We start from the raw sequence: 19,304 nt of genomic DNA, 5'->3' as shown, positions 1-19,304 counted from the left end.
AAACGGGTCTTTTACCGATGCATCGAAATAACCTCGGCAGCGTCCGCGCGCCGGGGTTACCGGGACGCCAATGCTGATTGGCTAATATCAATCGTATCGTTGAGACGGATCCCACAACGCATTTGACAGGCAACCGGCCTAGAATTGGGTGTGGGCCGCGGGAAGAAAACAGCACACATGCTGGTTGACCCCTTATGTCGGCAACCGAACGACACCACGATTCGGTTCGCCCGGCCCGCAGCTACCACTGGTTACTCCCTTATCCGCGTCGCGCCTCAAGTCGCCACGCCCCCGGGAAGATCCGGAGATGATGGATCACCATCCACATCATCGGTGCGGGTGGCGAACTTCAACGACGCAACCTGAAAGGAGCAGCCGCAATGCTTGACCCTCAATCTCTGATTAGGTTCGAAGACTTTGACCTGGATGCTCTAGAACTCCAAGGCCTGAATCTGCTCGTTGGCCTCCGCGGCCATGCTGATGCGGGACATGCACTCGCCCAGGTACGGGCAGAACTGCTTGATTCCTTGAATCCGAAGCTCATCGCTTCCTTCGATATCGATCAACTTATTAACTATCGTGAGCGTCGCCCCCAGATTTCCTTCCTGGGTGACCACTACGCCGCCTACCAGGCGCCCCGCCTAGAGCTCTACCGGCTGACGGATGGGCTAGAGCGCGACTTCCTATTCCTTACCGGACCGGAACCGGATCTGGCGTGGGAACGTGTCAGCGCAGCTATCATCGCGCTGGTTGAAGCCTTTAACATTCGGTTGACGGTCTCCTTCGACGCCGTGCCGATGCCAGTGCCCCACACCCGCCCGCTGGGAGTCACCGCTCACGGCAACCGCGAGGAATTGATCACCGGCATCTCCACTTGGACGCCTACGGCAGAACTTCCAGCCAGCCTGGCGAGTCTGCTGGAAATCCGGCTCAACGAGGCGGGCAAGGACGCCGTGGGTTATTCCATCCACGTGCCGCACTATCTCGCAGAGGCCGAATACCCGCAGGTTGCCGTCGGTATCCTCGAGTACGTGGGAGCGGCCATGGAACTGGGCCTGCCGACGGATCGGCTGCGCGAGGCCGGCCGCAACCTCGAATCACAGATCGCCGATCAGGTAGCCGCAACGCCCGAGGTAGCGCGCATGGTGGAAAACTTCGAGCAGCGCTTTGACCAGCATGTCCCGGAGACCGAACGCCGATCATTGTTGGTCACCGCGAATGCAGAGCTCCCCGACGGAGACGAACTTGCCATGGCCGCGGAGGCATTCCTCTCCGGTTTCCCCGAAGCAGATGGTACTGCCACCAAGGATTAGATAGTGATTAAGGCCAAACACCTCGATTCGACCAGATCATGGATTGTGTGGATAGCGAGCATCATCGCTTACCTCATCGCCGTGACTCAACGCACCAGTTTCGGGGTGGCTGGCCTAGAGGCCACCGACCGCTTTGCCGCTTCCGCCTCCATCTTGGCGACTTTCTCCGTGGTGCAACTGATTGTTTACGCCGGGCTGCAGATTCCCGTGGGCATCCTGGTGGATAAGTGGGGTCCGCGAGCCATGATCACCGGCGGTGCCGCGCTGATGATCATCGGTCAACTGCTGTTGGCCATGGCTGATTCCGTTGGCGCTGGTTTGGTGGGCAGGTTCTTCGTGGGCGCCGGCGATGCGATGACCTTCGTCTCGGTGATTCGGCTGCTTCCCATCTGGTTCTCCGGCTATCGCATCCCGATGCTGACGCAGGCCACCGGCATGGTCGGGCAATTGGGGCAGTTGCTATCGCTCATCCCGTTTGTGGCCCTTTTGCACCTGTGGGGTTGGAGCCCCGCGTTCCTGTCCCTCGCGGCACTCTCGGTCTTGGCCTTTATGCTGTCCCTGATATTGATCAGCAATGGTCCGCGCGGAGCTATCGAGACAACGCTTCCGAACCCCAAGGCCAGGGTGCTGCTCTCCACGGCATGGCGTGAACCCGGCACCCGGTTGGGCTTCTGGACGCACTTCACCACCCAGTTCACCACCAACGTCTTTCTGCTCACGTGGGGCTATCCGTTTTTGGTGTCAGGGCAGGGAGTCAGCCCAGCCACCGCGTCGGCATTACTTTCCATCTTCGTGATCGTAGCTATATGCGCGGGACCCATCCTGGGCTCGGCCGTGGCCCGTTACCCCGAGCGACGCTCGTCCATAGCCTTCATGGTGATCGGCGCGCTGACGCTGTGCTGGCTAATCGTGATCCTCTGGCCGGGGCGCGCCCCGTTGTGGATGCTGATTCTGCTGATCATTTCTGTAGCACTCGGTGGTCCCGCATCCATGATTGCCTTCGATTTTGCCCGCACCTTCAATCCACCGCACATCATCGGAACGGCAACGGGCGTGGTGAACGTCGGCGGGTTCTTGGCGGCGCTTATCACGGTGTACGTGATCGGTTGGCTCCTGGACCTCCAGCAAAAGGCAGCCGGACCCGGTGCCGAGCTTTACACCCTCGATACCTTCCGCTGGGCCATGTCCTTCCAATTCGTCATGGTTCTCGGCGGGGTGATCGGCATGGTGGTGACCCGCAACAAGGCTCGTCGACAGATGGCCCTGCAAGGCCAGTACACGCCGCGAACATCTGGGCGTTTTGGTCGGCGTAACCGGATTCAGTAGCCCTCATCGCGCGGCCGAAGGTAAGCTCAGAGCACTTTTCCGCACAGAATCTTCGCCATTGAGATCCGTGTGTGCCGGGGTATCCACAGGTTTTCGTTCGGCCCCCGCACTCCGGTCCGCGCTGGAGCACCATGGGTTTCATGACTACGACACCCTCAGCTTCGAATTTTTCTCTGGCCAGTCCCGAAGAAGTCTTGGCCTACATTCCCCACGCCCTAGGGTTCTATCCACGCAACGCGGTGGTCCTGTTGATCATGCAGGGATCGGGGCTGGCGGCAACGCTTCGCATAGATCTCCCAAACGCGGAAAACGGCGACGCCCAAGCCGCCCACTGGATCACTCAGCTGGTGAAGTTGGTCCACAAAGTTCCGGACGCCTCAGCGGTATTTCTGGCCATTTATACGGGTCAACAATCCGGGACGAGTCACGAGTCGCTTCCCAAAGCCGACCTAGTTCGGGCACTCGCACCAGCGCTGGTTCGCTCTAAGATTCAGGTCCGCGACGCTTGGTACGTGGGAGCCCATCATTGGCATAGCTATTTCTGTCTCAGTGAGGATTGCTGCCCGTCCGAAGGATACGACCTCCCAGATTTGGCCCTGACCGAGACGCATCTGCGCATGGTGGTGGCCGGTTCGGCGCCCACCGAAGAGATCTGGGACGGACGCGGCGCGCCCGAGTGGCCCAACAAGTCAGCCATCCGCTCTCTAATCGAGATCCTGATGGGGGAACTGCCCGGGACGGCTTCACGCGAATCGATGATTCGTGGATGGGCCCAATTACTTGATTCCGATCCGCTCGTGGCCGAACGCCGGTTTCGTGGCGATGAAACGCTGTGCGCTTCGCTTCTGGTCTCGCTTAACGACCGGATGGTCCGCGATATCCTTCCCTACTTGGCTGGCCGTGGGGCAGCTCGTGCCTACGCCGCCTTCCAGGAGGTATCACGAGCCATCGACTTCGGAAAAGCGTCGGAAGATTTCTCCGGTTTCCTGCTGGGAACCGCCTCCTGCACCCCCGAATGGGATCGCATTGACCGGCTGTGGTTCCTCTGCCGTGATCTCTTGGGCGTTGCCCAGGGGCCGGAGGAAACCGCGCTGCTGTGCCTGATGGGCTGGATCAATTGGTCTAAGGGCAAGGGCAGCTCCGCCCTTCGGCTGTTTGTGACAGCGCTTGAATTGGATCCAGACTATCGACTCGCACAGCTCATGGAAAAGTTGTTAGAAACGGGGGAGATGCCAACGTGGGTAGCTGATCCGGCACGTGCTTGGCGGATGCGGCTCGAGGGACGACTCAGCGCCTGAGCCGCAAGGCTGCCCCTGTGTAGCAGAAGAATCTTTTGGCCCGCCCGGCACAATGAATCGCCAACGGGTTGAAACGTGAGAGACTATTAACCAACAGACCCGGTTGGGTTCGTGTTCCATGGCTATCATGCCAGCTCCGTCGAGTTACCTCGATGGGAACAAATGGCGGGAAAAAGGCGTTCCACTTAGTGGACCCGGATTCCCGACTCGCCTCTAGTAGGCGGGACGCGGACTTGACAGGGTCATAGTGGTGTTACCGGTAGGTGGCATCGCGGACGAACCGTGAGAAAGGTATTTCGTGTCTTCTGAGACGACCACCAATGGCCAGGCAGCTACGGCTGCCGCCGATCCGCAGGATGCCCCCGCGGTTAAGGCAGCTACCAAGACTGCTGCCGCGAAGGCCGCCCCCGCGAAGAAGCCTGCTGCAAAGCGGGCTCCTGCCAAGTCCCGTGCCAAGGCCGACGCGGAAGTTGAAACCGAAGAGGTTGAGACCGAAGCGGATGACGCCGATGAGACTCCCAAGACCCCTGTTGTTGATGACAACTCCAAGGGCTTCATTCTCACCGCCGACGAAGACGACGCCCCGCAGCAGCAGGTCATGGTTGCAGGTGCAACCGCTGACCCGGTAAAGGATTACCTCAAGCAAATCGGTAAGGTCGCCCTGCTGAATGCTGAGCAGGAAGTCGACCTGGCTCTGCGCATTGAGGCCGGACTCTTCGCCCACGAAAAGCTTGTTGCCGACGACGGCAACAAGATGGACAAGCGCTTGCGCTGGGACTACGAGCAGATCGTTCACGACGGCAAGATCGCCAAGAACCACCTGCTGGAAGCAAACCTCCGCCTCGTGGTGTCGCTCGCAAAGCGCTACACCGGTCGCGGAATGCTCTTCCTTGACCTGATCCAGGAAGGAAACCTGGGCCTGATCCGTGCCGTCGAGAAGTTTGACTACACCAAGGGCTTCAAGTTCTCCACCTACGCAACCTGGTGGATTCGCCAGGCCATCACCCGCGCCATGGCCGACCAGGCCCGCACCATCCGTATTCCGGTGCACATGGTCGAGGTCATCAACAAGCTTGCACGTGTACAGCGTCAGATGCTTCAGGACTTGGGTCGCGAACCCACCCCTGAGGAGCTGGCCAAGGAACTCGACATGACACCCGAGAAGGTTGTCGAGGTTCAGAAGTACGGTCGCGAACCGATTTCCTTGCACACCCCGCTCGGTGAAGATGGCGACTCGGAATTCGGTGACCTCATCGAGGACTCCGAGGCTGTTGTCCCCGCCGATGCGGTCTCCTTCACCCTGTTGCAGGAACAGCTGCACTCGGTTCTGGATACGCTCTCCGAACGTGAGGCCGGCGTTGTAGCCATGCGCTTTGGCCTGACCGATGGTCAGCCCAAGACCTTGGACGAAATTGGCAAGGTCTACGGCGTGACGCGTGAACGAATCCGTCAGATCGAGTCAAAGACGATGTCCAAGCTTCGTCACCCGTCACGGTCACAGGTGCTGCGCGACTACCTCGACTAAATCGAAGTAAAAGCCACATCAAGGTGCCGGTGTTGTTCGTGCAGACGCGCGAACAACACCGGCACCTTGTGCTTAACGCCAGGAAACGTGCCAGGGGATCGGTGTTCGGGTCCTCCACGAATCCGGGGCAAGGCAACTTAACTGCAGCGGGACCCCGGCATGCTGCCAGGGTCCCGCAATAAAATCTCTTCGGCTTGGAGCCGAACGATCAGCTTAATCCTCGTCGTCGTAAACTGGCTTCTCGTAGAGTCGCGAAGTTTCGTCTTGCCATTCGGTGGTCAGGGGGCGCAGTTTTTCTTCTACGGAACGAGCGTGGTGGCCGCAGAAGAAGAGCTCGCCGCCGGAGGTCCCCAATACTGCACGCACAAATGCTTGTGCACCGCACCGGTCGCAACGATCAAGAGCGTTCAGCTGCCGAGTTACTGTCGTCGTGGTCATGATGACCTCCTTCATTCGATGTGTAACTAATACAACCAGCTAAACCTCAATTTCTTCCTCGATTATTTGCTCTTTCGCTGACCGCGTAGCTCAAAGAGGGGTGAGGTGGCGCTCAATGGCGCCGGGCAAACGCGAAATGACGGGGCCAGAGACTATTGTTGTTAGCGTCGTTCCGATGTTTTTGAGGAGTTTTACAACCGTGGCCCAAAGCAATGACTACAACGCCCGACACCTGTCTGTTCTCGAGGGTCTCGAGGCAGTTCGCAAACGTCCGGGTATGTACATCGGCTCCACCGATTCACGTGGCCTCATGCACTGCCTCTGGGAAATCATCGACAACTCTGTTGATGAAGCTTTGGCCGGCCATGGCCAATCCATCAACGTGCTGTTGCACCCGGACGGATCGGTAGAGATCCACGATGATGGTCGCGGCATCCCCGTAGACATCGAACCAAAAACCGGGTTATCCGGCGTAGAAGTCGTTTTCACGAAGCTTCACGCGGGTGGCAAATTTGGTGGCGGCTCCTACACCGCTTCCGGTGGTCTGCATGGTGTCGGTGCCTCGGTGGTCAACGCGCTGTCCGCGCGCCTCGACGTCGAGGTTGACCGCGGAGGCAAGACATATGGAATGCAGTTCCGCCGTGGGGAGCCGGGACGCTTCACGGACAAGGGGAAGCCCAAGGCCGAAGCCGCCTTTGAACCGTTCTCCTTGGAGTCGGTGCTCGACGTGGTGGGTAAGGCTAAGCGAGGCGTCACCGGAACACGTGTGCGCTACTGGGCCGACCGACAGATTTTCACTCCCGATGCCAAATTCTCCTACACGGAACTGCAGGCGCGAGCTCGACAGACCTCGTTTCTTGTTCCAGGGTTAAAAATCACCCTTCGCGACGAGCGGGGGCTGGCCGGAACACCTGGCGAAGATGGACCATACGAGGAAATCTTCCAGCACGATGGTGGTATTTCCGAGTTCGTGGATTACCTCGCCAACGACGGTGCTGTGACAGATATTTGGCGCTTCCAGGGATCGGGAACCTTCAAGGAATCAGTTCCGGTCATCGATGGTTCCGGACATAGCCGCATTACTGAGGTGGAGCGCACCTGCGAGGTGGACGTTGCCCTGCGTTGGGGCATCGGATACGAAACAAATCTCCGATCTTTCGTCAACATCATTTCCACGCCGAAGGGTGGAACTCACCAGACAGGGTTTGATCAGGCACTGCTGAAGACCTTCCGCAAGGTCATTGAAGCCAACGCCCGCAAGCTCAAGGCCGGCAACGACAAGATTGAGAAGGACGACGTTGCTGCCGGGTTGACGGCGGTACTTACGGTTCGGTTGGCAGAACCCCAATTCGAGGGTCAGACCAAGGAGATTCTCGGTACATCGGCCGTGCGGCTCATCGTTTCTAAGGTGGTCGAAAAGGCACTGACCGAAAAGCTGAATTCTTCTGCCAAGGGGGAGAAGACGCAATCGGCCATGTTGCTGGAGAAGGTTGTTAGCGAAATGAAGTCGCGCATTTCCGCGCGAGTTCACAAGGAAACGCAGCGGCGTAAAAACGCTCTGGAAACCTCATCGCTGCCCACCAAACTGGCCGATTGCCGCAGCACCGATACGTTGAAAACCGAACTGTTCATCGTCGAGGGTGACAGCGCACTGGGTACGGCTCGCTTGGCTCGGTCCTCGGACTTCCAAGCGCTGCTGCCGATTCGCGGCAAGATCCTGAACGTGCAGAAGGCTTCGGTGGCGGATATGCTCTCCAACGCCGAGTGCGCCGCCCTGATTCAGGTTGTTGGTGCCGGATCCGGACGAAGCTTTGATATTACTCAGGCGCGCTACGGCAAGGTGGTGCTCATGACGGATGCAGATGTTGATGGAGCACATATTCGTACCTTGCTTCTTACGCTGTTCTTCCGTTATATGCGTCCCATGGTGGAGTCCGGGCGAGTTTATGCCGCAGTTCCACCGCTTCACCGGGTTGAGGTGATCAATCACGGGACCAAGGAAAACGAGATGGTTTACACCTACTCGGAGAACGAACTGCATGAGGTATTGGGCGCCCTGGAAAAGGCGGGCAAACGCTATAAGGAACCGATCCAGCGTTATAAGGGCTTGGGCGAAATGGATGCCGACCAGTTGGCGGAGACCACCATGGATCCACGGCATCGCACACTGCGCCGCGTAGGGCTCGAGCATGCGGAGTCGGCGGAGCGGGTATTTGATCTGCTGATGGGTTCTGACGTTGCCCCGCGCAAGGAATTCATCATTTCCGGTGCGGAACGTCTTGAACGAGACCGCATCGACGCGTAGTCCTATGAGTATGAAATGATCGCTCAGATCCCCGGTCAAGGGAATCTGAGCGATCACTTTTAGTTAAGGCGGGGAAAGACCCTGCATATTTGCCGATAGTCCACTAAGGACTTAACCGAAAAGTCCGGGCGCCACGAGCATGGTGGTGGGCAGCGCCAAGAGCAGGAGCGCCGCAGCGAGGATCAAATCACGTACCGAGGCAGTTAATGGGGACTTGGGTGTTAGCAGTCTGCGTAGACGTTGCGAGGTTAACTCCTCGGTGGGAGCTCCGCCGGTGCCAGCGTTTGAGATTGCTGCGGGGGCCTTTGTATCGGGTTCCCCCAAGGCGCCAGTGGCAACCGTGAGCAAGGCCCGAAGTAGTTCGGCCGGTGACACCTCGCGCAGGGCCGCATCGTCGGCCAACATCTCCACGAGATCTTGGACGGCGGTCAGCGCCAGCTTTGAAGTGGGGAGCCAGGGGAGTGCGTCGTGCCAGGAAGTAAAGGCCAGCAGCAGCAGATCGTGGCGTTGCTCCAGATGAGCTTTTTCGTGGGCCAGAACTGCGTGGAGTTCTTCTTCGCTCAGGCGTTGGACAAGTCCCCGAGAAAGCACCGTGACGGAACCGGAAAAGCTCGGCAGGCAGTAAGCGATGGGAATTTCGTGGTCAAGTACGAGTGTTCCGGGGCTGACCGTAGATTCTTGGGTGAGGAGGGAGAGAATGTGGCGATGCCGAGATCGCTGCCGAGAGATCCGCCAAGCTGCCCTAATGAGGGTGAGTACCAAATGGAAGCCCAGCAGTGCTGCGGTACTCAGGGCGAAAATGTGGATGGTTCCAGGGGAGGCAATGGACGGGTCGCCCAAAATGAGCTTGACCCCGCGCTCGAGGGCTGTCAAAAGTGTGTCGCCCAGAGAGTCCAGCCCCCAGAAAAGCATTGCTCCGATCATCGACAGTCCACCGGCCAGTGCGATCGATTGCCACATCACCATGGCGGCGAAGGGAGACCTAGCTGTCCATTGGGCACGCGAAAGCGCAACAGGGATGGGCCATGCCAACAATATGGCCAGCCCTGCCAAGAGATATGAAGTCAGCAGCACGTGGGGTGACCGTGCCGATTCTCGCTAGGCGCTACGTGGTGTTTCGAGAAGTACACGCAAAGACTGTGCTTCCTCGGCGGAAATTCCACCGATGAAGCGAGCCAACACGGCTTCGCGATCCAGCACGGTGCCTAGTGCTTCATTCATGAGGGATACGGTGTGCTCTTCGCGGCTCGTCACCGAGGTGTAACGGTGCGGGCGAATGTCACGTTCGCGGGCCACTAAGCCCTTCTTTTCCAGTCGTGCCAGCACCGTCAGGACGGTGGTCACGGCAAGTTCTTTGCCTTGAGCATCGCCGGGAGCGGCGAGTTGATCGCGAAGTTCATTGGCCGTGAGCGGGGATTTTGCATCCCAAAGTAGATCCATTACTGATCGTTCAAGGTCGCCAAGAGTGGCCAATCTTCATTCCTAACAAAGTATTCCAAGGCCCCTGCCTCGTAGGTAGGGGCCGACGGTCGTCGTGATGTACATCGCCCGCTACCTCTAGTTTACCGTGTTTGGGCGATATGTTCTACAGTGGGTAGAAACAAGTTCTACAGAACGTAGAACTTCAAGTTGCGGGACCCCGCTGTACCCGCGAATTTCTGCATTGAAGGGCTTGGCATGGATGCTCTGGAAATTGCCAGATGGCAATTTGGAATCACCACCGTCTATCACTTCCTGATGGTTCCGCTGACGATTGGCTTGGGCCTGGTGGTCGCGGTGCTACAGACCGTCTGGCACCGCACCGGCCAGGAAGAATACCGCAGGATGACGAAGTTCTGGGGGAAACTCTTCCTCATCAACTTCATCATGGGCGTAGCCACCGGCATCGTTCAGGAATTCCAGTTTGGTATGGCCTGGAGCGAATATAGCCGTTTTGTTGGAGACGTCTTCGGTGCCCCGCTGGCAATGGAAGCGCTACTCGCGTTCTTCGTAGAATCAACCTTCCTCGGACTATGGATCTTTGGCTGGGATCGATTGCCCAAGCGCATCCACCTTGCCTGCATCTGGATCGCCTCGCTGGCCAGTATCTTCTCGGCCTACTTCATTCTTGTGGCCAATTCCTGGATGCAGCACCCCGTAGGAACAGAAATGGTGAATGGGCGCGCGGTCATGACCGACGCCTGGGCGGTCTTTACCAACAACACCGCACTGGTCACCTTCCCTCACACCATCTTCGGCGCCTTCGCCGTGGCCGGTGGATTCCTGCTCGGCATTTCCTGGTATCACCTCTACAAGCGGCGCCAAGGCGGAATTGATACCGTTGATGCGGCCGGCAACGTGATCATTGGAGAGTCGGCCACCCTAGGACGAAACCGCGACAAGGTCGACTACCAGGTCTGGATCAAGTCCCTTCGCATCGGCGCAACGATCGCTATGGTCGCGTTTATGGGTGTTGCCTTATCCGGGCATGCGCAAGCACAGCTGATGATCGAGCAGCAGCCCATGAAAATGGCTGCCGCGGAGGCCGCCTGCCACGACGGCACCGGCTTCTCCCTGCTGTCCGTCGGTGACCTGCGCAGTGGCGGGGCGACCACCTGCGACGACGTGGTCGGCGTATTTGAAATCCCGGGGCTGCTCTCCTTCCTCGCGAACAACAACTTCACCACCGAAGTTAAGGGCGTCAACACACTGGTACCCGAATACCAGGCCAAATATGGCACCCACCTTCCGGATGACCCGATGTACGGTGACCGCGCCGGTAGCGAAATCAACTACCTGCCGGTCATGGAAGTCACCTACTGGGGTTTCCGTCTGATGATCACACTTGGTGGGCTCTCCGCGGTTGCCGCAGCAGTGGCCCTGTGGCTCACGCGCAAGGGAACCGTGCCGCACAGTAAATGGATCTCCCGTCTCGCACTGTTCGGCATGTTGGCACCCTTCGGTGCGAACTCCGCCGGTTGGATCTTCACCGAGATGGGCCGCCAACCCTTTGTGGTGGCGCCGAACCCGAGTTTCGAGGGCATCGACCAGGTCTTTATGTACACTGCCGCGGCGGTTTCCCCGGGGGTGAGCGCGGGGGAGATGCTCTTCTCGCTGATCAGCCTCACCTCGATCTATGCCTTCTTGCTGGTCGTTGAGGTCGTCCTGCTCACCCGCTACATCCGCGGTGGAATCGGCTCGGCCATGCCCGAGCTTCACGATCACCCCGACGATGATCAAAAGGACACCGACGTGTTGTCCTTCGCCTACTGACCCGTCGACATCGAAGAAAGGATACTTTCCGTGGAATTTCTACCCACCTTGTGGTTCATCCTCATCGCTGTACTCTGGGGCGGCTACCTCTTCCTCGAAGGCTTCGACTTGGGTGTAGGCATGCTCATGAAGACCTTCGCCAAAAATGAAAAGCAACGCCGGGTGCTGCTCAATACCGTCGGCCCCGTCTGGGACGGCAACGAGGTCTGGCTGATCACCGCCGGCGCAGCAACCTTCGCTGCTTTTCCCTACTGGTACGCCTCGCTCTTCTCTGCCCTGTACATCCCGCTGACGCTGGTGCTCATAGCGCTAATCTTCCGTGCCGTGGCATTCGAATATCGGGGCAAGGCACAAACCTCCGCAACACGAAACGCTTGGGACTGGGCTATTGCCCTGGGCTCCTTCACCGCCGCCTTCGGCGTCGGGGCGATGCTGGCACTGAGCACCACGGGACTCCCGTTGAACGCCAACGGAGACCGGGTGGGTGGGCCCTTCGCATGGTTTACCGGCTACGCGGTCCTCGGTGGGCTGGGGGTGGTGGCCTTCTGCCTCCTCCAAGCCCTGGCCTTCTTGGGTTTGAAGACCGACGGCGAGATCCGACACCGGGCCGGCAAACTGCTGGGTCGCTGGATCCCGGTAGGCCTCGCCCCACTGGCCGCCTGGGCGATTGCCGTGGCCCTGCTCAACCACAGCACCGCGGCCATCGCCCCGCTGGCCGTGGCCGTGGCAGCACTGCTCTTCGCCTGGATCCACGCCCGCAAAAACCATGAGGGCCGCGCCTTTATTGCGATGGGCATCTTCCTCCTGGCCGGAGTTGGCGCGATCTTCGTAGCCGCCTATCCCAACGTCCTACCCTCCACCATCGATCCGGCCTACAACCTGACGGTGTTCAACGCTTCCTCATCGCCCTACACGCTGCGGCTCATGAGCGTCGTGGCAGCGATCGGACTGCCGCTAGTGCTGGCCTACCAGAGCTGGACCTACTGGGTATTCCGCAAGCGCATCATTGAGGCGCACATCCCCGATGCCCACGCCGTGACCCCCATCGTCTGACCCAGGCCAGGAGAAAACCGCACCGTGAAACCCATACTTCCCGCAGGCACAGGTTCCCGCATAGTTCTGGCCCTGCTCTGCGGCCTCGCCGCACTCAAGGCAGTAGGCCTGGTGCTCATCGCCGATGCCCTAGCTACGGGCATCAGCCAACTCGCGGCCGGCGGGGAGCTGGATCTCCAGCGCCTGCTGGTGCTGGGCCTGATAGGCACCCTGCTGCGGGCCGGCGCGGTGTGGGGCACCGAATTTGCCGCGCACCGCGCCGGGCTCGGTGCCAAGGAGCAACTGCGCTCCAAACTTCTGGCCACGGGCCTGCGCGGCAGGGTTTCCGGGACGGACCCGGGCCAGGGGGCACTGGCCGCCCTGGCCAGCCGTGGGTTGGACGGGCTGGATAACTACTACACCAAGTACCTTCCGGCATTGGTCGCTACCCTCGTGATCCCGATTGTCATCGGGGTGCGGATCCTGCTGGCCGACTGGGTATCGGCGCTCATTGTGGTGCTCACGGTGCCGTTGATCCCGGTCTTCATGATCCTGATCGGACTGCACACTCAGGACCGCATCAAGGCGGCGGCCGCCGGGATGGATAGGATCTCGAACCACCTGCTGGAATTGGCGCAGGGACTGCCAGCCCTGATCGGTCTCCGCCGAGCCAAGGGAAAGGGCCGTGCCCTGGCCAAGGTCTCCGAGGACTACCGCGAATCCAGCATGAAAACGCTGCGCACCGCCTTCCTCTCTGGTCTGGCCCTGGAACTGATTGCCACGATCTCCGTGGCGGTGGTCGCGGTGTTTATCGGCGTGCGCCTGGTCTACGGGCATATGGGTCTGGAAGCAGGGCTGCTCGCGCTGATCCTCGCCCCGGAATGCTACCTGCCGCTGCGTGCCCTGGGTGCAGCATTCCATGCCTCCGAGGATGGAGTTGAGGCGCTGCAACGCACGGAGGGTTTCATCAACTCGGGCACTTTTGTGGCGCCCTGCACCACTGCTCTGGCACCGGCAGCTTCCCCCGCAGCCTTGGTTTTGGAGAATGTTTCGGTCCGGCATGCCGGACGTACCGACGCGGTTCTCAAGGACCTGAACCTAGAACTGTCAGTTGGCTCGGTGTTTGTGCTGGATGCCGCCAGCGGCAGCGGGAAAACCACCCTTTTGCATGCCGTGCTCGGGCTGCTTGAATCGGGGGCAGAAGTCGCCGGAAGTATCCAACTGGATCCGGCGCGCACCGTGTTCATCTCCCAACACCCGAGGTTCACCGAGGCCACCGTCGCAGCGGAAATCCGCCTGCATGCGGGTGCGGCACTGACCGAGGCCACCCTCCAGAAGGTGCTGAAGGATGCGAACATCACGCATCTGGCGGCCCGAAACCTGATGGACTGCAGCCCCGGGGAGCTGCGCCGCATCGCCGTGGCCCGGGCCCTGGCAGCGGTGGCCGCCAATCCACGGATCAACCTGGTGCTGGCCGATGAACCGACGGCACACCTCGATGCGAACTCCGCCCAGCGTATCCGCGTGGCCATGACAGGCCTGCGCCCACAGTGCGCGCTGCTGGTGGCCTCCCACGACCGCGACCTGGCCGCCATGCTGCGCCCAGAGCTCAGCGAGTCGCCTGCTGAGAACCTCTACCTCGCTGTTGCAGATGAGAAGAGCACGCTCCCTGATGCCGCTCACGCAGAAGCTGCGCCCGCACCACTTTCACCCGCTAAGACCCTTGCGGTGGCGGATAACCGGCGTGCTGCTCACTGGCGTTTGCTGGGTTCGATGCCGTGGTTCCGCCGCGGCATGCTGCCAGGACTACTGCTGGCGGCGGCCGCAGCGATCTTCGGCGCCGGGCTGACCGGGGTCTCCGGCTGGCTGATTGTCACCGCCAGCCACCAACCCCCGATGCTGCACCTGATGGTCGCCATAGTGGGGGTGCGCGCCTTCGGCATCGGACGCGCGGTCCTGCGTTACGCGGAGCAAGTGCGGGTGCATGACGCGGTGCTGGGCTTCGCTTCGAACCTGCGCCAGCGACTCTGGGACGCACTGGTCGCCCAACCCCACGGCTGGGGCCGGCTCACCCGCTCCGGTGCCGCTCTGGGCCACCTGATCGCCGAAGTTGATGAGGTGCGCGACGCCGTGCCCCGGGTCTTGGTTCCGCCGGTGGCAGGAATCGCCACCTGGCTGGCCGTCACCATAGGGATCGGCTTCTGGGCCCCCGATGCACTGCCGCTGGCGCTCGGGCTGGGTCTCACCGCCTTCCTGCTGTTGCCGCTGGCGGTACTTGCGGTGGAAAAGCAGAGCACCGTGGAAACCAGCAAGCACCGCATGTGGCTGGGAGCCCGGGTGCCCACGCTGCTGCGTGCGGCCGGGGACCTGCGTGCCAACGCGGCCACCGAACGCGCCTTGGCGGAGTTTTCCGCCGCCGATGCTCGGGCCACGGGATCGCTGCGGGCCGCGGCCCGCGGTGCCTCACTGGCCCAGGCATCGGCGGTGCTGCTCTCCTCGGCGGCGGCCGTGCTGGCCGTGGGGCTGGTGGGCAGCGGTGCAGAGGCAGCGGCGGTTGCCGGCCTGCTGTTGTTGGCCCTAGGCGAGCCCATCGCGAACACGGCCGCCTCGGTGCAGCAACTGCCGCAGCTAAACGACGTGCTCCGGCGCGTGTGGGGCAACCTCTCGGAACAGGCACCCGTAGCCTGCGACGATGATGCCGAAGCACCGCCCGAGGCCGCACCTGCCGGTGTCCCGGCTGCCCGGATGGGCATCCGCCTGCTCGATGCCAGTGCCGGTTGGGAACCGGGGGCGCCGGTCTTCGAGAACGCAAATGTGGAAGTAGCATCCGGAAGCTGGCTGGGACTGACCGGTCCCTCGGGTTCGGGGAAATCCACGATGCTCGCCACCTTCCTCGGGGCCCTGGCACCGTTGTCCGGCAGCCTGCAAGTCAGGCACGGCGCTGGCCAATGGGTCGATGCCACCGCGGCCGATATAGCGGCGGTGACCTGGTGCCCGCAGGAGGCCCACCTCTTTGACTCCTCGGTCCGTTCCAACCTCGGGTTGGGTCGTGAACTCGAGGACCAGCCCACCGACGGTGAACTGCAAAAGGTGCTGGAACAGATCGGTCTGGCACAGTGGCTCACGACCCTGCCCGGCGGGCTGGATGAACGCATCGGCTCGGGAGGTCACCATCTCTCGGGCGGACAGCGCCAACGCCTTGCCGTGGCTCGCGCCCTTCTCGCCCGGTCCAAGGTGCTCCTGCTCGATGAGCCGACCGCCCACCTCGGCGCCGACGAAGCCGTCGAATTGATGGCGGACCTGCGCGGGGCACTGCGCGACTGCGCGGTAGTGGTTGTCACCCACGATGCTGCCGTCGCGGCCCTGGCAGATCACGTCGTGGACCTAGACGAGCTGAAGACTCGGGTGCCGGTGGGGGTTTGATTCTCGACTCCCCTCGTGCACGGTGCCGATGACCCGGGTGAAGCCCGCGGCACCTGTCCTTTCACGCGACTACGTGCCGGCGGCGTTGCGGGCTTCGAGGGCGGCCACGATCGGAGTCACATCGAAGGTCCTGGGGTTCAGTTCGATCACCACACCGTGAATGCTCCACACCTTGAGCGAGGGCTGGATCCCTCGACGCACGTAGAGGTAGCGCTCGACGTCGTGATATCGGATCGTTCGGACATAGCGGAAGGCCGTGCGGAGTTCGACTTCATCTTCCCGAATGATGAGATACCAATTGGCGTAGATGAACACCAGGAACGATCCGACTAGGAACAAGACGAATCCGCAGATCTGCATCGGCAGGGCGTCGCCGGATTCCACCTCGCTTGACGAAGGGACGAGGACGAACAACAGTCCGAGCAACAGCACCACCCATCCGATGATCGCAACGATTTTCGGCTGTCGGATCGCCTCCTTGAGCTTCTTGTCCCTGTTCGGCCGGCGTGTTGACGACCATCCGATGAACGTGACCAGGGCCAGAACGGCTACGGCGATCCCGAGGGATAACCAGGTTCTTTCCGGCATGCCAAACCTCTTTCGTCGGGGAAGAATCATGCACTTCATGATGATATGAGCGGGACCCGGCACCCAGAACGTAAGCGCCGCCTCCGTCCCCTGAAGCAGGAACGGAGGCGGCGCTGGTGATGGCTGGTGCCCGTGGTTGGTGTTAGTCCTCCAGCAGCGAGTCCTGAATGACTACCCGGCGGGCAGGTTCAACCTCGACCACACCTGAATCGGCAAACGGTAGCGTATCGACCTCGGGGCGAACCAGCGGCGCACGAGTTGTACTGCTCGGTGCGGGCAGTTGCTCTGCCCCCGCCCCCGCCACTGCGGCCTCGGGTACGGCCCCGGTATCCGGGGAACCGCCCAAAAGGTCAATGCCCTGAGCCAACGGAACCCCCGAACCATCACGCTTGGCATACTCGGTGGGCAGCGCCCGCACCACACCGGCGGACGACGAGGCTCGCGCCGGCCCGGCACCGGCAAAGGCGAGCTCCAGGTGGTCCTCACCCTTGAGGAAGCGGTGCGCACGCACGCCTCCGGTGGCCCTACCCTTGGCAGGGTATTCCGCAAAATCTGTCACTTTGACCGAGTGTGAGGCGGTGCCCGGCAGGGTATTGGAACCCGTAGCGATCGAAACGAACACCGGTGCCTGAGCGGCCGCTTCAACCACACCGAAGAAGATGACCGAGTCATCGGCACCCAATTTGATGCCCGCCATGCCACCGGCGGTGCGTCCCTGCGGGCGGACGGCGGAGGCGGCAAATCGCAAGAGTTGTGCCCCGCGCGTGGCGAAGACCAAATCCGCATCATCCCCGGCCACCGCTGCGCCCACCACTTTGTCCTTGTCCTTGAGCGTGATGGCTTCCCACTCATCGCGGTTCAGCGGGTAGTCCGGGCTCAGCCGCTTCACCACGCCGTTGGCCGTTCCCAGGGCCACCACGGCATCCAGCGGGACGAGGGCAATCATCTTTTCGCCCTTGGCCAGTTGGGCGAATTCGTCTATTTTTACGCCGCCGGCCAGCAGCGGGAAGCCGTTGGCTGGCGGTAGGAGTGGTAGGTCAACTACCTGCAACCGCAGCATGCGTCCGCTGGAGGTAATGCCGCCAATTTCCGCGCGGGCGGTGGTGCGCAGTGTTGAGGCGAGCACGTCGTGCTTGACTCTGGCGCCGGCGGCCTCCAAAACGTCGGTGGAGGAGGAGCGGGCCACCTGCCCGGAGGCTGAGAGCAGCACGCGGCACGGCTCATCGGCGATTTCCAGACTCATCGGCGCTGCCTTACCGGTTCCCACCGCGGCGGGCATGGAAGTGCCCTTCAGGGGGGCGCCAGATTCGGATTCCAGCAAGATGGTGCGGCGCGGGGTGGCGAATTGTTCGCTCATCGCCCGCAGCTCGCCGGAGACCACTTCGCGTAGCAGGGTATCGGACTCGAGGATGGCGCGCAGCTCCTCGATCGCCCCCTGTAGTTCCGCGGCTTCCTTTTCCAATTCCAACCGGGAGAACTTAGTCAGCTGGCGCAGCCGCAGCTCAAGGATGTGGTTGGCCTGCAACTCGGAGAGGTCGTAGATGGCCATGAGTCGTTCGCGAGCCTGGGCCGTCTCCTCGGAGGAGCGGATGATGGCGATGACCTCGTCGATGTCGACGATGGCGATCAGCAGACCCTCCACCAGATGCAATCGGTCAAGCTTCTTCGCCAGCCGGTGTTCGGTCCGTCGTCGCACCACCAGCAGGCGGTGATCCACATAGACGGTGAGCAGTTCCAGCAATCCCATGGTGCGTGGTTGACCCTCGACCAAGGCCACGTTGTTGATGCCGAAGGAATCCTCCATCGGGGTGAACTTAAACAGCTGGGCCAGCACCGCGTTGGGGTTAAAGCCATTTTTCAGCTCGATCACCAGACGCAGGCCGTGGTTGCGGTCGGTTAAATCAACCACGTCGGCGATGCCGGTGAGTTTTTTGGCGTTAACCGCGTCCTTGATCTTCTCGATGACCTTTTCCGGGCCGACCATGTAGGGCAGCTCGGTGACCACCAGACCGGCGCGGCGTGCGGTGATCTGTTCCAGCTCCACCTTCGCGCGGGTCTTGAAGGTGCCGCGTCCGGTGCGGTAGGCATCGCGGATGCCGTCAAGGCCAACAATTTTGCCGCCGGTGGGCATATCGGGGCCGGGGATGAACTTCATGATGGACGCCAGATCGGCATCCGGGTCGGCAATCAGGTGCAGGGCCGCGGCAATGACCTCGCCAAGGTTGTGTGGTGCCATGTTGGTGGCCATACCCACGGCAATGCCGGTGGTGCCGTTGACCAACAGGTTCGGGAACGCCGCCGGGAGCACCGAGGGCTGCATGAATTGATTGTCGTAGTTCGGAACGAAGTCCACAACGTCTTCGTCAAGGTTCGCCGTCATGGCCACGGCGGATGCGCCAAGCCGCGCCTCGGTATAGCGCGGGGCGGCCGGTCCATCGTCCAGCGAGCCGAAGTTTCCGTGTCCATCGATCAGTGGCAGGCGCAGCGCGAAGCCCTGACTCATGCGCACCATCGCATCATAAATGGCGGTGTCGCCGTGCGGGTGCAATTTACCCATGACCTCGCCGACCACGCGCGCGCTTTTGACGTGTCCCTTCTCCGGGCGCAGACCCATCTCACTCATCATGTACAAGATGCGTCGCTGCACCGGCTTTAACCCGTCACGGGCATCGGGCAGGGCGCGGGAGTAAATCACCGAGTAGGCATACTCCAGGAAGGAGCCCTCCATTTCGGTGGTCACATCGATATCTACAATGTGCTCCACGAAATCCGCGGGTAGTGCTTCGGGCTTTTTGCGCGCCATA

Annotated in this window: 13 protein-coding genes; 8 read left to right on the top strand and 5 right to left on the bottom strand. The window is 61.1% G+C overall.

Annotated elements, in window-relative coordinates; genetic code table 11:
• Window positions 1-380 precede the first annotated feature (380 nt).
• The 4 genes from HED64_RS17325 to HED64_RS17310 all read left to right on the top strand — a co-directional run bounded on the left by HED64_RS17325 (window position 381) and on the right by HED64_RS17310 (window position 5,462).
• Entirely contained in the window at window positions 381-1,313 is a 933-nt protein-coding gene (locus HED64_RS17325) for a proteasome assembly chaperone family protein (RefSeq protein WP_168153234.1), read from the top strand.
• A 3-nt stretch (window positions 1,314-1,316) separates the two neighbouring features.
• Window positions 1,317-2,639, top strand: coding sequence for an MFS transporter (locus HED64_RS17320; RefSeq protein WP_168153233.1), 1,323 nt, complete (start codon window positions 1,317-1,319; stop codon window positions 2,637-2,639).
• A gap of 140 nt (window positions 2,640-2,779) precedes the next feature.
• Window positions 2,780-3,937: a DUF4192 domain-containing protein gene (locus tag HED64_RS17315; protein ID WP_168153232.1), complete on the top strand. Its 1,158-nt coding sequence runs from the start codon at window positions 2,780-2,782 to the stop codon at window positions 3,935-3,937.
• A gap of 298 nt (window positions 3,938-4,235) precedes the next feature.
• Window positions 4,236-5,462 carry an RNA polymerase sigma factor gene (locus HED64_RS17310; RefSeq protein ID WP_168153231.1) on the top strand — a complete coding sequence of 409 codons (1,227 nt, stop codon included), beginning with the start codon at window positions 4,236-4,238 and terminating at the stop codon, window positions 5,460-5,462.
• Window positions 5,463-5,675: 213 nt separating this feature from the next.
• Here HED64_RS17310 and HED64_RS17305 read toward each other — a convergent pair whose 3' ends face one another.
• A complete protein-coding gene (locus HED64_RS17305; protein ID WP_132364887.1) occupies window positions 5,676-5,900 on the bottom strand; it encodes a DUF7455 domain-containing protein in 225 nt (74 codons plus the stop codon).
• A 199-nt stretch (window positions 5,901-6,099) separates the two neighbouring features.
• On the opposite strand from HED64_RS17305, the gene HED64_RS17300 reads away from it, so the two are divergent.
• The gene (locus HED64_RS17300; protein WP_168153230.1) at window positions 6,100-8,205 is read left to right on the top strand and encodes a DNA gyrase/topoisomerase IV subunit B; all 2,106 of its coding nucleotides are present in this window, start codon (window positions 6,100-6,102) and stop codon (window positions 8,203-8,205) included.
• A 111-nt stretch (window positions 8,206-8,316) separates the two neighbouring features.
• On the opposite strand, the gene HED64_RS17295 is transcribed toward HED64_RS17300, so the two are convergent.
• Together HED64_RS17295 and HED64_RS17290 are read right to left on the bottom strand one after the other, a co-directional pair.
• Entirely contained in the window at window positions 8,317-9,279 is a 963-nt protein-coding gene (locus HED64_RS17295) for a M56 family metallopeptidase (protein WP_168153229.1), read from the bottom strand.
• Between the two features lie 24 nt (window positions 9,280-9,303).
• Window positions 9,304-9,678 (bottom strand): BlaI/MecI/CopY family transcriptional regulator, encoded by a 375-nt coding sequence (locus HED64_RS17290; RefSeq protein ID WP_168153228.1) that lies wholly within the window; start codon window positions 9,676-9,678, stop codon window positions 9,304-9,306.
• A gap of 204 nt (window positions 9,679-9,882) precedes the next feature.
• Between HED64_RS17290 and HED64_RS17285 the strand changes: the two genes are divergently transcribed.
• From HED64_RS17285 to cydC, 3 genes are read left to right on the top strand one after another with little or no spacing between them, the layout of a single operon-like run.
• The gene (locus tag HED64_RS17285; protein WP_168153227.1) at window positions 9,883-11,457 is read left to right on the top strand and encodes a cytochrome ubiquinol oxidase subunit I; all 1,575 of its coding nucleotides are present in this window, start codon (window positions 9,883-9,885) and stop codon (window positions 11,455-11,457) included.
• Between the two features lie 30 nt (window positions 11,458-11,487).
• Window positions 11,488-12,510, top strand: coding sequence for a cytochrome d ubiquinol oxidase subunit II (gene cydB / locus HED64_RS17280; RefSeq protein ID WP_168153226.1), 1,023 nt, complete (start codon window positions 11,488-11,490; stop codon window positions 12,508-12,510).
• 24 nt (window positions 12,511-12,534) lie between these two features.
• On the top strand, window positions 12,535-15,912 hold the full coding sequence (gene cydC, locus HED64_RS17275) for a thiol reductant ABC exporter subunit CydC (protein ID WP_168153225.1): 3,378 nt from the start codon (window positions 12,535-12,537) through the stop codon (window positions 15,910-15,912).
• 69 nt (window positions 15,913-15,981) lie between these two features.
• Here the strand turns inward: cydC and HED64_RS17270 are convergent, their stop codons facing one another.
• Together HED64_RS17270 and HED64_RS17265 are read right to left on the bottom strand one after the other, a co-directional pair.
• Complete coding sequence (locus HED64_RS17270) at window positions 15,982-16,500, bottom strand: hypothetical protein (protein ID WP_168153224.1); 519 nt, start codon at window positions 16,498-16,500, stop codon at window positions 15,982-15,984.
• Between the two features lie 142 nt (window positions 16,501-16,642).
• On the bottom strand, window positions 16,643-19,303 hold the full coding sequence (locus HED64_RS17265; RefSeq protein ID WP_168153223.1) for a DNA gyrase/topoisomerase IV subunit A: 2,661 nt from the start codon (window positions 19,301-19,303) through the stop codon (window positions 16,643-16,645).
• Between the last annotated feature and the right edge of the window lies 1 nt (window position 19,304).

The organism is Paeniglutamicibacter terrestris, from assembly GCF_012271785.1.
In the GTDB taxonomy this organism is placed as follows: domain Bacteria; phylum Actinomycetota; class Actinomycetes; order Actinomycetales; family Micrococcaceae; genus Paeniglutamicibacter; species Paeniglutamicibacter terrestris.
The sequence above is the reverse complement of the archived record's forward strand: the minus strand, read 5'-3'. Positions and strand labels throughout refer to the sequence as shown.